Here is a 13,837-nt window from a genome sequence, read left to right as displayed (position 1 = left end):
AGCGTCCGGTACTTCCTGCTGTCCGGTCCGTCCGGCACGGCGATCGGTGCGTCGCGTCCGGCGATATCCGCCCAGCCGCGTCGGCCATCCGCGTTCCGGCCTGACGTGATCGCCCGCGCCTGCGGCCCGAACGGCGATGCCGCCCGCGTCGGCCGTCTTCCGTCACCCGCCGAATTCGCCGGTACCCGGTGCCAGGAATTCGGCGATGGGTCCCGCGGCCGGACCGGCCGGGACGGGTGCCGTGGCATCAAGTTCCTTGGCCGGCCTCGGAGCGGGCAACTGCCGTACCCGGCGCTGCCGGCCGGATGAACCTCGGGTGATGGGCGGTTCCTCCTGGCCGGTAGTGGCCTCGTGGACCGTTTCGCTCTTCGGTACCAGGACGAGGGTCTCGGTCGGCAGGTCATCGAGTGCTGGGCCTTCGGTGATGGTGCCGTCTCGGTGGATGTGGATCTGCGTATGGAAGCGGTAGGGAGTGACGTGGATCGAGGTGAGGTGGCCACGGGCGGAGAACGCCGTCTGAAGTTCGGACACGGAGTTCTCTGTCAGATTGCAGGCATAGACCTCGGCGCTGAACGTGCCGACCGCCCACGCCGTCAACGGCATGGAGAGGTCGGACAGATTGTCCAGTGTGGTCACCAACTGATCGGCGCTCTGTGCCGTGCCTCCGCCGTCCGCTTTCGGTAGGAAGTACGAACCGTTTTCGTGGTGCACCACTATGGAGAAGTGTCCGGTAAGCGTGGAAGGGTGAGCGAACGCGTGAAGAACATTCTCCACAAAGTTGCTCGCTACAAACGCGACCCCTGAATTGTTCGGCAGTGGAACAGCCACCACGTCGCCGGTTGGCGATGGCACGACGACGGCCTTGCCGGCGTAGATGTCGTCGATCGTTGCGCTGGGAGCGTTGTCTGTGGTGTGGTGTGACCGATTCGGTGAGAGGATGTCGCGGACAAAAGTGTCAAGAGCTTCGATTGTTCCCTTGACGTGACGGATGCGTAGTTTGTGTACCAGCCATTTCGCGTCGTCGTCCACGGTTGTCAAGTCTGGCTTGTCGGCAAGAATCAGATCCGCGCGACGCTGAATTTCGGCTCGATCCGCGGGAACGTCGATCGAAGCGGGTAGTAGTCGATCGCCGTGCGTCTCGGCTTCGGTGATCGCGCTCGCCAGAAGCTCGGACAACTGCTCGTCGGAGCCGTGAACGCCTTCGGCGGCCAGTTTTGGTACCAAGTCGGAGGAGTTTTCGAGTTTGTTCGCCCACGCCACCACGTACGCCACTCGTTCGATCAATTCGTGGTGCTCGTGGTTTGCCACCTCCAGGCGATTTCCCAGGAAGTTCGATGCCGTCGCCGATGAGCTGGAATCGTTTTTCCCTGCAGTGTCCGAAGTGATGTTCGAAGCGGTTGTGTCTCCATGTCGAGCTTTTCGTGCGCTGATGCGATTCCGCAGTAGGCCGCTTGTTCCTGTTATGTTCTTGTCGCGTAGCCTTTGGAGGGCATCGGTCATATTAAGAGAAGAGTTCTCGGCGAGGATGCGGTCGATGTGTTCGTCAATCGCGGAAAGGTCCGACTCTCTCGAGACTCTCAAGTTCTTCGATCGGTGGCCATGGGTCTCGGCATCCAGGATGGCTTTTCCGGCATCTTCGAAGAGTGTATGATATGCAGTCTGAATGCCGGCCTCTCCAGCGTGTCGGGTGATCTCCGTCGGTGATCCATAGGGGTTTTTCTTGGCGATCCAGTGGAGTAACACGGTTGTGTCGTTGGGATGGTCGGAGTCGTATCTTTCCGTGAGTTTTTTCCCGCGATAATGGGGGCGCCAGTCGATGTCGGCTGCTAGGACCCGTTCCCGCGCTTCGGTCACCATGATTTTCAATGTATTCTGGTTTTGATGACTGTGGTATATGTTCATTTTGGTCAAGTGTGTGATCAAGATGCGGGAATCGAGTGCCCCGTGGTTCGCCACTACGTGATCGGCGGCGTGGGCGATGGCGTCGCGGTGTTGAGGATTCCCTGGGTCGAGCTGGCCGCCGCGCGGTCCCAATGTCAGTGTTCCCGGTGGTAACCGCTCAAGATTGGTGGCCGGCGAGGGTATCGGTGCCGGCTCCCCGCCGGCGGCAGGCAGAGCCTGCTCGCCGGTTGGGCGGACGTAGGTGGCGGATCCGGCCGGCGCCGGCGACAGGGTGGTCCCGGTGACGAGGGTACCGTCCGCGAGGGCGCGGACTTTGACCCCGGTGTGCAGCGCCTCGACTCGCAAGTGGCTGAGCACGCGGTGCTGCGCCATGGATTGACGGAGGTCGGCGATGACGGGGCTGGTGAGGTCGCAGCCCACGATGCGCAGATGGGTGAACCGGCGCCAGCCGTCGAGTGCGAGGGGGAGTTCCGCGAATGTCTCGGCCAGCTGTGGGATGGACAATTCCGTGCGTCCGCCATGGGGAGACGGTGCGCCGAAGATCCCGTTCGCGTGGTGGACGAATGCCAGGACGGTGCCTTCGGGAAGGGCCAGGCGCGCTGCTGCTGCCCGAGTGGCGGCCACCTCGTCCGGGAAGACGAACGCGACTCCGGGCGCGGTCGTTCCGGTGCGGGTCAACGCGGTGGCCACGACCGGGCCGCGTGGTGATCTGACCGAACCACCGATCGCGCCGAAGTCGTCCAAGTAGGAAGGCGGTTCGACGTCGGCTGCCGAGCGGCTGCTCTCTCCGTTGCGGCTGGAGATCTGCCGCCGGCCGGGAGAAGTTCGATCAGCCTCCGTCGGGTAGCGGGGAAGCTGATGCTCGTCGTCGACCCATTCGAGCACGGACTCGATCGAGCCTGCTGGGGTGTGGCTGCGCGTTCTGCCGTTCTCGACGGCCAGCAAGGTCGCACCGTCCACCACGTACACAGTGCGTGCCAAGTCCACGGAGAGGTGCCGCGCCAGGCTGGGTGCGGCCGTGGGGGCCGCCAGTGGTGGGAGTTCCTTCCCCTCCGGTGAGACGGGGAGCAGAATGAGCTTGGTTTCCCCGGAACCTGACAACGCCGCCTCGATGAGTCCGGTCAGGTGGGCTCGGCCGGCCGGGGTGCCGTCCGCGCGCAGCGCGTCCGCCCGGTCATCGGTCGCCGTGTACCGGACGAGGACGTGGCCGGCGCTGGGTGGGAGCGCGTCGATCGCCTCGGTGGCCGTCTCGAAGGTGTCGCCCGGTGCAAGCAGCAGCAACCGTCCATTGTGCGCTCGGTAGTAGTGCGGCCGGGCGTTCGCGTCCAGCCTGGCCGCATACGGGCGGCTCCAGGCGTACAGCTGTACCGCCATGCGGTGGCTCAGCGCCGGGAGATCGAGCAGGTCGAGGAGGGCCTGCAAGCGCACCCAGCGGTCCCGGTCGCTCAGGACCGGCGCCTGACCGGAAAAGAATCGCCGATCGGTCGCGGCCCGCGTGATCTGGTCGTGTTTGGCGGGCTTGGCCGCGGCACGCAGGATCGCGGTGGACAGCTCGATCCGCGCCTGTACGGCCGACGGCGTGCGGGTCGGTCCCCAGAACGCGAATGACACGGGACTGCGCCGGTCGCCCGGGCGAGTCAACGTCAGGGGCCGGTGGCCGGCCGGGTCGGCATCGGCGGCGAAGACCGGGCGGACGTACGCGTCCACAATCCGGTTCGCCATCCGCAGGGTCTCCGGGCTGGTCTCGTCGCCGTAGCGAGCCTCGATCCGCAGGCCGGGCAGACCGTCGAGAAGGTGGCGTTCCGCGGACAGCAGGCTGCAGGTGACCGAGAGCTGCCGCCACTGAGCCTGCGCTCCCTCGTCGGGCCCGAGGATGGACAGTTTCCCCAGCGCGTGATCATCGGAGCGCAGGAGGCTTCGGGAAACCCGGGCACCACGACCGGAGCCGGCCGGAACGTCGACATCCAGCCAGGGGCCAAGATTGTCGATGGCGTTCCTGCGGAACTCGCCGACATTCCTCTCGACGTCGCCGGGGCGGTCGACCCGCGCAGTGAGGTCGAAGCGGTAACTGAACCGCGCCTCGGGGTCATGGCTGGCGAACTGTTCGGAACCTAACGGGAAGTAGTCGAAGAGGAACCGCCCTTCCGTCGACTCAGCCAGGGCTTCCAGGTAGTGGCCCACCGCACGTTCCGGGGTGACCTCTCCGACGAACACGCTCTGGTTGGCCTCACCGCGGGGCACCTCGTCGTCGAGCTGAACGGCGTGGCGACCCAAGCCCTCCACCTCGATACCTTCGAGGAGATCCAACACGGTCGGCAGGTCGGTCTCTCCAACAGCCCGGCCGGCGCGGTTTTCCAGGACGAAAGTCTGCTGGAAGACCGTGTATACCGCTTCCGCCCGCCGCAGTCCCGTTCTCCGGGCGTCGAACAGCGACCGCCCCCCGCCCATCAGCCGGATCGGCCCCGCCAGCCCGTCGCGTCGGTAGTTGCGGAGTCGTTCCGCGTAGATGACGCGGGCGAGCCGGACCACGTCGTTCCGGAACTCGCCGGTGATGGTGGTTCGGTTGTCCGGGAAAAGAACGCGCGGGAACTCGCCGAAGCCCTGATCCGGCCAGACGACCCGGCCGTGCCTGTCTCCGAGGAGGACGGAGCCGTGGGTGGGGGATTCGCCGGGAGCAAGCACGCGCGTGGTCGTGTCGGTGATCTCGACGAGGTGCCCGCGGGACCAGGACGTGACGGCGCCGGCGGTATTCGTCCGTCGTGCGAACCTCTCGACACGAGCCGTGAAGGCATCGTCGATGGCGCAGCTGACCAGGGCAAGTTGCGTCCACGGCCGATGGGGGATCCGGCGGCGCTGCAGATCGAGCCGGAGGTCCCGCAGCCGTCCGCTCAGGCCGGCAGGGTCGGTGAACCGAGAGCCCCCGGACCACAGTGGCTCCGCGGCGCCTTCGTCGGTCGAGTGGACCAGGATGAGGAATTCCGAGCCGTCACCACCTGCTCCGCGGGCGAATGCGGCTTCGACGTGGTCGGCCATCTCGATCGGCAGGTACGCGGCACCGATGACGGTTTCGTCGGCGGAGCGCAGCAGCCGGGGCGGCAATTCGGACGCGAGCAGCCAGCGCGTGGCTTCGACCAGGCGAAGTCCGGGCTCCATGGCGGGCAGCTGGCCGGCGACGTGTCCCTGGTGGAACACCAGCCAACCGTCCGCCGTCCGGACGGTGACCGGCCCGGCGAGCCGGGAGATCCGTTCGGGAATCGTGGTGCCGGCCAGGTCCGTGCGGTCGGGGAACGGCTCGTCACTCAGCAACACGACGACCGAGTGGTCGTCCGGAGCCAGCCGGCGGAGAACGGACTGGGCGAAGGGGTGCGCCCCGGTGAAGCCGTCGTTCCAGGTCCGGACCTGACGCCACCCGGTCGCCGGCGTCAAGCGCACGAAGTGGCCGTGGCGAACCACGGGCAGGTCGGTCAGCCGGGTGTGCGCGTCCCGGGTCACTTCGCCGGGTCCGGGATAGTGCAGGTTTCCGCTGGTGGTGGCCAGGCCGGAATCCCGGAACGGATGCTCCGGTGTCACGTCGGCCGTGGTTTCGGCGTAGCGCCTGATGATCTGATCGGCCACCGCCGGGCTGGGCTCGAGCAGTTCGATGAGGTTTTCGAGCCGGCGCAGACTGTCCGGACCGCCGGCTTCGACGAGGTCGGGATCGGTCAAGGCCGCTTCGATCCGAGGCCGGCGGGCCGGGTCGGCGGCGGCGTGGACCACGGCGAGGCTCAGCTCGGTCATGAGCTGCAGCCGGCCCGGATGCCGGTTGGCGGCGCCGTCGCCGGGGTGCCACAGCCGGAAGGAGAGCGTGCCCGGGGCATCCACGGGACCGACCCGGCGGAAGTCGACGGCTTCCTCGCCGGTGGGGCTGAGCCGGTGGACGTCGCGCACCGTCACCGCCGAGCGCGGGTTCGTAGTCGGCCAAGGGTTGGGCCGCACCGGATCGGTGTGCGGAGGGCGGCCCGCCAGCCGGTGAAGCGTGCCGCCGTACGCGGCGAAGATGCGGTTGACCCACGCGTGGACCTCGGGACGGAGGTGACCGTCGAGCCGGACATCGATGGTCGCGGCGAGCCGCAGTTCGCCGGAGGACGTTCCCGCGGCCAGAAAGGCGAGCGCGGACTCGAGTTCGTCCCACAGCACGGTCGCCGGGGCCATCGGTGACCGCAGGACGGTGTCGCCGGGCGAGTCCTGCACCAGCGCCCAGCGCTGTTCACCGGCCTGAGGAGCGTCGCCGGGTCGGACGAGGTCGTACCCACGCCGGTCGGTCAGCTCGGCGAACCGTTGTCGCGCAGCCTCACCCAACTGGTGGTGGCGGCCGTTCGGGCCGAAGAACTCCAGCGTGACGCCGATCCGGTCGGCAGAGGCCGTGAGGCCGCCGGGCACGCCGCCGGGGTGGAAAGCGACCACTTCGTCCCCTTGGACGATGGCTGTGAGTGCGGCATCCCGGACACCGTCCTGGGGCGGTGGCGTCGCGGTGTTCAGCCCCAGGCCGACCCGCTGGGCGGGGGAGGCTTGGCGCGGTGAGCCGCTCGGTACCACGGGCGGCTGGTAGCCCGGTGGTGCCTCACCGACCGTGGGCGAGTCCGCAGTGGGCCGAGGTGGGAAGACCGGCGCGGTTCCGTAGGTCTCCGGGTCTGTCCTCCGAAAGCTCGGAATCCAGCCGTGGTCGTACGCCGGCGGGACATCCGGTCGGGGCCGGTTCCGGACCAGCAGGCTGGAGAGGTCCCCGGACCAGGGCAGCGGCCTGCCGGCCATAGTGGACAGGTACAGCGCCCAACGCGGCTCGTCCGGGCCGTCGAACGCAGCAGTCCACGGAACGACCACCTCGATGTCCCGATGGGCCCGGGTGAGACTCTCGGCAACGATCGCGGGCACCTGACTTCCGGTTGCGCGGACAGCCGGCGCGTCGAGCCGCTCGGGCAGCAGCGCGATCGATTCGTCCACGACGTGCGCCAGCTGAGTTCCGAGGATGCGGGTGAACTCCTGGGCGGTGACTTCGGTTCCGTCCCAGAGCAGGACGCGGGTCTGGTCGGGGTTCAGGCTGAAGTAGACCAGGGTGCCCCCTCCGAAAGGCCGCATGACGGCCGCGTCTTCGGCGATCGAAGCCACGTCCTGCCCCGGCCGGGGGAACATCAGCTGCTGACGGCCGACCCACACCGCCTGGCCGTGCGCTGGGTGACCGGCCGCCGGGTTCGCCTGCCACGGCGCGGTCCACCCGGCGAGCTGCACCACCTGCTTGCGGGCTTGTGCGTCGAGATCCAGCAGGTCCAGCAGTTCGTGCAGCTGCCGCCAGCGCTGCGGGAACCCGGTGGCGGCCGGGTCACCGAGCAGGTGAGGCCGCCGCAACGCCGTTTCGATCCAGTGCGCCTTCTCCGCGTCCGCCGCCGCCCGGACGATGGCGGCGCTGATCTCCACCCGTGCCTGCAGGACCCCGGGTGACGCGGTCGGGCCCCACAAACGGAACTCCAGGCTCTCCTCGCCCCCGTCACCCAAGTTGAGGATCGCGGCGCCGCGAGCCGGCGGACCAGCGTCCTCGGCCGGCTCGTCGCCGAACTCGCGAGTGCGCCAGTGCACGTAGGGCAGTTCACGGGGGTGGGCCGCCTCGGCGGGCCAGGACAGCGGCGGGTGGTTGTCGAGGTCGCGGTGCCCGGTCTCGTCGCCGGGTTCGTTCGCGAGCCAGTACAGGGGTGCTTCGAAGGCTTTGACGAGCTGGATCGCCCGGTTCAGGATCTTCCGCCGGTCGGGTGTGTCCGGGAGCGTGACGGTGACCCGCGGCCCGCCGACGTGGTCTCGATAGGTGCTGTTCAGTGCCGACAGCAGGGCACCGCTGCGCCACCAAGAGATCGGTTCGCCGGGCGTCGGCAGCGAACGGATTTCGAGCCGGGTGCCCTCGCCCGGGCGGACTCCCCAGCCGTACCGGGGCCGGGTTCCCGGTCGCGAGACCGACGTGAGGTCCCGGACTTCGCGCGTGAGGGTGCTGTAGTGCTGCAAGCTCGAGCCCTGCGGGCCGGGGTCGAAGTCGAACGCGACCCGGACGTCGAGCCCGGGCGCGGTGGTGGCCCCGTCCCGGTGCCCACCGGGGTGGAAGCCGACCGGGTCCCGGCCGTCGCCGGAGTTTCGCTGAACGTCCTGGTACACGTCGAGGAACCGCGGCGGGGCGGTGTGGTCGATCGTGACCGTGCGCTTGCGTCCGGTGTCCGGGTCGTGGCGCACGCCCCGGATGATCAAGAGGCCCTTCAACAGGTCGAGGGGCGGCACCCGGTCCCCGCGGGCCGTCGCTTCCCGGTGCAGCTGTTCGAACTTCGCGTGGTACTTGGCCCGGACGTAGCGGGCGCGGTGATAGCCGGTCCAGTGGCCGTGGTTCTTCGCCGAGCCGCGGCCGGTGATGAGCACCGGGGTCATGGGCTGATCCGCGTTGTAGTGGTTCACCTGAACGATGAACGACCGTTCGGGCAGGGCGCCCGTCACCAGGCGTTCCTGGAGCCCGTCGAGCCTTCGCTCGCTCCGGCGGAAGGTGATTTCGGGCAGGTCGCTCTCGCCCAGGACGAGGCTCCCGGGGGTGGGTGCTTCACCGGGCTCGAGGATGCGGAGCGTCTTCGAGGGAGTGACTTCGACACGCCGGCCACCGGTCCAGCTGCGGATGTCGCCGGTGATCCCGGCCCGGTGGGCCAAGGTGCGCAGTTCGGCCGTGCGGACGTCGTCGGCGGCGCAGCTGATCACCAGCAGGTTCCGCCACGGGGCGGTGTGCCCCGCGGTGGAGAGCATTCGACGCAGCGTGGCGATGCGGTCCGCGACCTGACCGGTTTCGACGACGCGTGAAGTCCGGTCCTCGAAGTGGTCGACGAACCCCGCGGCCGTGGAGTGCAGGACGATCTTGAACCCGGGCAGGTGGTCGGCGGCCCCACCGGCGAACGCATCGGCGACGACGACGGCTTGGTCCGGTGGCAGGAAGGCCGCGCCGGCCAGCACACGGTCGGAGGTGTAGAGCAGCTGCGGACGCACCGGAACCGGGGCGACCACGGCACCAGCGTCCGCCGCCTCAGATCGTTGTGGGGCAACGGGTTCGTCCGAGCGCACCGCCGCAACGGCCGGGTCGGCCTGTGACGAGGTGGTGCGCGGGCGGGCGGTTTCGGCGGTCGTTGTGGACTGCTCGGTCTGGTGGATCGGGTCGGTCACCGGACTGGTGGGCTCTTGGGCCCGGGCCGTGGTGGTGCCGGGCGCGGTGTGCGGTGTGAGGTAACCGGTGCGGGCGGGAACGGGGTTGGTGAACTCTCGCGCCCGAGCCGACGTGGTGCCAGGCAGCGTTTCGGTTGCGGCGGTGGGGGCCAGGTGGCTGGTGGTCGTGCGGGCCGGTGCGCCGAGGTTGGTGGGGGTAGGGGCCGGGTTGGTGGCTTCCAGGGCCGGGGTCGTGGTTGTGCGCGGCGTACCGGTTGCGGTGATGGGTTCGGGGCCGGTGGTGGTCGTGCGGGTGGGGGTGGTGGCGGTGGGTTCTGGGGCTCGCGCCGTCGTGGCGCCGGGCGTGGTGTGTGGTGTTTCGGTAGTGGTGCGCAGGGTTTCGATTGCGGCGGTCGGTGCGCCAAGGGCGCTACGGGCGGGGTTGGTGGGTTCTTGCGCTCGGGCCGTCGTGGTGCGCAGTGGTTCGGCCGCGGTGCTCGGCGTGTGATCGGTGGTGGTCGTGCGGGCGGGGGTGGTGGCAGTGGGTTCTGGGCCTCGGGCCGTCGTGGTGCCGGACGTGGCATGCGGTGTGGTGGTGCGAGGAGATTCGGCCGCGGTGGTTGGTGCGAGACCGGCGGTCTCGCGGGCCGGTGCGCCGAAGCCGGTTCGGGCCGGGACAGCCGCGGAATCGGGCTGCGACACGATGGTCGTGGGGTGCGTGGGGCTCACCTCGACCGTCGGTTCGGGCCGGTCGGTGACGCTGGTCTTCTGCGCTCGGGCTTCGGTGCTTGTCACCGTGTGGGCCGGCGCGACGGACGCGATCGGTGCTGCCAGTTTGTTTTCGAAAGCAAGAGAATCAGTTCGTCCATCTTGGACGATCGAGTCGTAATCAGGCAGTGTCTCCGCAGCGGGTGTGGCTGTGTAGAGGGTGCCGAAGGCGGTCGCCGTGTAGGCGGGGGGCGGGTGTTCCGTCTCGGCTTTGTCGTTGAGCACGGTGGATTTCCCGGCTTCGAAAGACTTTTCGGGCTTGGCCGGCTTTCCGGTATCAGGAATGGTCACCACCGGCGGGCGCAAACCCCCCACCCCCACCACCACACCATCCAACGACGACAACACCCCACCACCACCACCACCAGCACGACCACCACGACCCATCGCCCCCAACGCACCCAACGCCCCCAAAAACGGACTCACCCCCGGCGTCCCCACCGCCGCATTCACCGCCGGCGCACTCACCACCACCATCCCCACCTGCGACAACCCATACCCCACATGACCCAACGCCCGCACATACCCCGGAAACTCCACCCCCCTCCCCGACCCCGCCTCCAACTTCCTCGCCGTGTCCCGCACAAACACCGCCCCCGCATGCGCCACCCCCGCAAACGCACCCCCCAACACCCCACCCACCACCGACCCCACAACCGACCGCCCATCCAACCCCTCCCGCGCCCCCACCAACACCTGACCCACCTGAAAACCGAAATCCAACCCACCCATAAAACCCGCCCCCACCACCCCGAACTTCCCCGCCTGCACCCCCACCCGACCCAACCCCCGCGCCGCCCCCGAAAACGTCAACCCCGCCAACCGAGCCTTCAACGCCTCCACCAACGCCAACGCCGCCACCCGCGCCCCCGCCTCCACGACCGGCACCAGCAACGCCCCCACCACCGTCCACGCCAACTCCACAATCGTCGCCAACGCAACCAACGCCATCACCGACAACAAAAAAAACGCCTTCACCACATCCGCACCCGCATTCCGCGACAACTTCGCCGCCTCCCGCGCACCCCCCACCAACACCGACAACCCCTCCACCGCATCACCCGACAACCACAACCCCGACACCCGCCCCACCTCACCCACCAACGCCGACCCCACCCCCACCCCACCCACCCCCACCGCCCGCTCCAACCCCTCCAACGCCCCCACCAACTCATCCCAATCACCCGCCAACCCATACAACCCCCGCACCGAACCCTCCGGCACCGCAACCCCCAACACCACCTCCAAAAAATGCTGAACCTCCACCGGCACGCGCAGCCCGTCGCTCACGTTCGATATCCCTTCACAAAGCGCGGTATTCCTCACGGCCGGTCGGTCAACGGAAATTCTTGTTGCCTGGGTGAGTCGGCCGCCGGAGGAGCCCGGGAGGACCGTGAACGAAGGGGGGTTTACCTCACGAATAACGGGCAGGAAAGTGTGACGGGTCACTGCGCGGGCCCGTAAGAAATGGTGAAAGGTGCGCAGGATCACGCATCCGGCGATTGATCATCCGCGGGAATCCGGGAGAGAACCCTCACGAACCCGGGCCGGCCGGCTGCCGAGGGAATCTCCCCGACTGGTTCGAGCACCCGGTGCCCGAGGTTCCCGTCCTGCTCTCACGGCGCTGTAATCATCGGGTCGATTCCGTGTGAGCGAACCGAGTTTGGAAGGTGCCGTCATGTCCCGAACTGGTCTCGAAGCCGCCCCGGTGCTGGTCGATCGCTGGTCCGACACGACCGAACGGCGGGCCGGCCGCGCGCTCGGTGGTTTCGGTCCCGGTCCGGGGTACCCCGAGCTGCCTGCTCCTGGCGCGGTGCGACTCCTCGACCGGGACCCGGCCGAGGAAGACCGCGCGTACCTCTGCTTCGACGAGAGTGTGTTCGCCGAACACGAGCACGGCGAAGTCGATCCCCTCTACGGGTTGCCGCCGGTCAAGCCGATCATCGGTTGGTGACTACGGCCGGCTCGCGCGCGGGGGCCTGCGGTCAGCCGAGGTTCAGGGGGCGCGAGATCAGCTCCCGGCGTCCCGACACGTGCAGCTTGCGGTAGACGCTCGACAGGTGGAATTCCACCGTACGCACCGTCAGGTTCAGCTTCGCCGCGATGTCCTTGTTGCTGTGGCTCGCGCGCGCGAGCTTGGCGATGCGCGTCTCCTGCGGGGTCAGCGAGGCGCGGGATGGTGCCGTACCGGCGTTGCGCAGTTCTTCCTCGATTTCGGTGACCAGGCTTTTGTTGCCGATCTGACGGGCGAGTTCCGCCGCGCGCTCCAGCTGAGGCTCGGCGAGCTCGAGATCGCCCGCGGCTACGAGCCGACGGCCAAGTTCCAGGCAGACGGTCGCGAGCTCGACACGGGCCCCGGCGACCTCCAGCAGGTTGACCGCGTCGGTGAGCATCAGCAGCGCGTCCTTGGGCCGGCCGGCCACCATGCCCCTGGCGTACAGCGCGTAGCCGACGCCCGCCGGCGCCGCGCAGCGCATCGCCGCTTCGTGTTCCCCCTCGGCCAGGGCTCGCGCGAGATCAGGACGGCCGGCTCCTTGGGCCGCGAACGCGGCCATCGCCCGCCAGTGCAACACGGCCTGGTTGGGCATGTGATCGGCAGCGTGCGCGTCACCGCATCCGGTGAAGTCGGCCAGTGCCTCGGCGAACCGGCGTTCGGCCAGCCGGACGGTGCCGCGCGCGGCGAGCAGCAGCGGGCGGTGGGCCGATGGCAGCGTGACCAGGCGATCCAGATCGTGCGCGTGCGCCAGTGCCTGTGCCTGTGCCAGCTCGCCGGCCCGGATCAGGGTCTCGAGCTGCCAGGCGAGGGCGATCTGCCGGACGTTCCGGGGGTTGCCCGGCGCGATCAGCTCGTCGAGGCCCCGCCGTGCGCCGTCGAGGTCACCGGCCAGCCGGGCGATCTGCGCGCGGATCAACGGCCAGATCCCGTCCGCCGCCGGTCCAAGCGTGCCGGTCAAGCGGGTGCAGTGATCGTCGACCGCCGCCAGGGAACGGGCGATCAGGAGCACCGACATCGCGCGCATCACGCACCGCAGGTCGTTCTTGCAAGGGGCCTCCCGGAGCGCCTTGTCCGCCAGCTGGGTCGCCAGTGTGCGGTCCACGCCCGCCAAGCCGACCGTCAGGGCCTCCGTGGCGACGCAACCGGGGTGGAAGGCGCCGACCGTGGTCTCCTGGGGGCGCTCGTGATCCAGCTGCCCCGGTGCGCCGCTGCGATCGAACGGCTGAGCCATGTTCACCACCACTGGTCACGAGCGGGCAGGTGCGATGCGCCGGGAGCAACGCGGCGGCAGGAGCCCGCTCCGGCTGATGCGCACCAGTTTACGGTGCACAGTGGACAGATGCAGTTCCACTGTGCGCAGGGCGACAAGGAGACGTCCGGCGATTTCCGTCGAAGTGGAAACCGAAGGGGCCGGCACCGGCCACTCTGAGGGAAACCTTGCTGTGGTTCGGAAAGCCGCTGGCGACGCCACGAACCGAGCACGACTTCGATCTCCGGCTGATCGCCGAAGCGGCTGACGGCCGACACGGTGCCGGATCCGCGCGCCCGAGGTGCGCGCGCCGCGCCCGGCCGGGGCCGTCGACCCGGATCGGCCCGTCCGGCTCCGGCGGCCGCGTGGCCTGGTGTTACGGGGGTCTTCCGCATGGCCATACTGCTCGCCCGCTTCTCTGTCGTGCTCCCCGTTGGCTGCCGTTCGCTGGTGGCGACCACTGTTTTCCCAAGGTAAATGCCGATCAAGCAGACGTCAACTCTCTGCGACGGTGTGGTGACGCAGCTGTCAAGCGCCCGATGGGGTGGCTTGAGTGTCTGTCAAGCAGCTATTCGAGTGAACCTGTGGTACTGGTTGAGTCGAGCTCGGCCCCGCCGGTGGTGCCCGCCCAGTTCGAAGATCGGGCAATTCCGCTCGCCGAACAGGCGCCGCCGTTCGCCGTCGCAGGGGTAATCAGCCGATCGGGTCATAGTGTCGGCGGGGTAAGCACC

Annotated in this window: 3 protein-coding genes; 1 reads left to right on the top strand and 2 read right to left on the bottom strand. The window is 68.6% G+C overall.

Going from position 1 to position 13,837, the window contains the following annotated elements; translation table 11 throughout:
* Positions 1-162 precede the first annotated feature (162 nt).
* Positions 163-11,151: a hypothetical protein gene (locus tag MUY22_RS01355; RefSeq protein ID WP_256475343.1), complete on the bottom strand. Its 10,989-nt coding sequence runs from the start codon at positions 11,149-11,151 to the stop codon at positions 163-165.
* Positions 11,152-11,539: 388 nt separating this feature from the next.
* Here MUY22_RS01355 and MUY22_RS01345 point away from each other — a divergent pair, with 388 nt between their 5' ends.
* On the top strand, positions 11,540-11,815 hold the full coding sequence (locus MUY22_RS01345) for a hypothetical protein (protein WP_247056136.1): 276 nt from the start codon (positions 11,540-11,542) through the stop codon (positions 11,813-11,815).
* Positions 11,816-11,846: 31 nt separating this feature from the next.
* Here MUY22_RS01345 and MUY22_RS01340 read toward each other — a convergent pair whose 3' ends face one another.
* Positions 11,847-13,088, bottom strand: a complete 1,242-nt coding sequence (locus MUY22_RS01340; protein WP_247056134.1) for a helix-turn-helix transcriptional regulator — start codon at positions 13,086-13,088, stop codon at positions 11,847-11,849.
* Positions 13,089-13,837: the final 749 nt, after the last annotated feature.

Source organism: Amycolatopsis sp. WQ 127309 (assembly GCF_023023025.1).
Classification (GTDB): domain Bacteria; phylum Actinomycetota; class Actinomycetes; order Mycobacteriales; family Pseudonocardiaceae; genus Amycolatopsis.
Note: the sequence above shows the minus strand (reverse complement) of the source record. Positions and strands in the feature narration are given on the sequence as shown.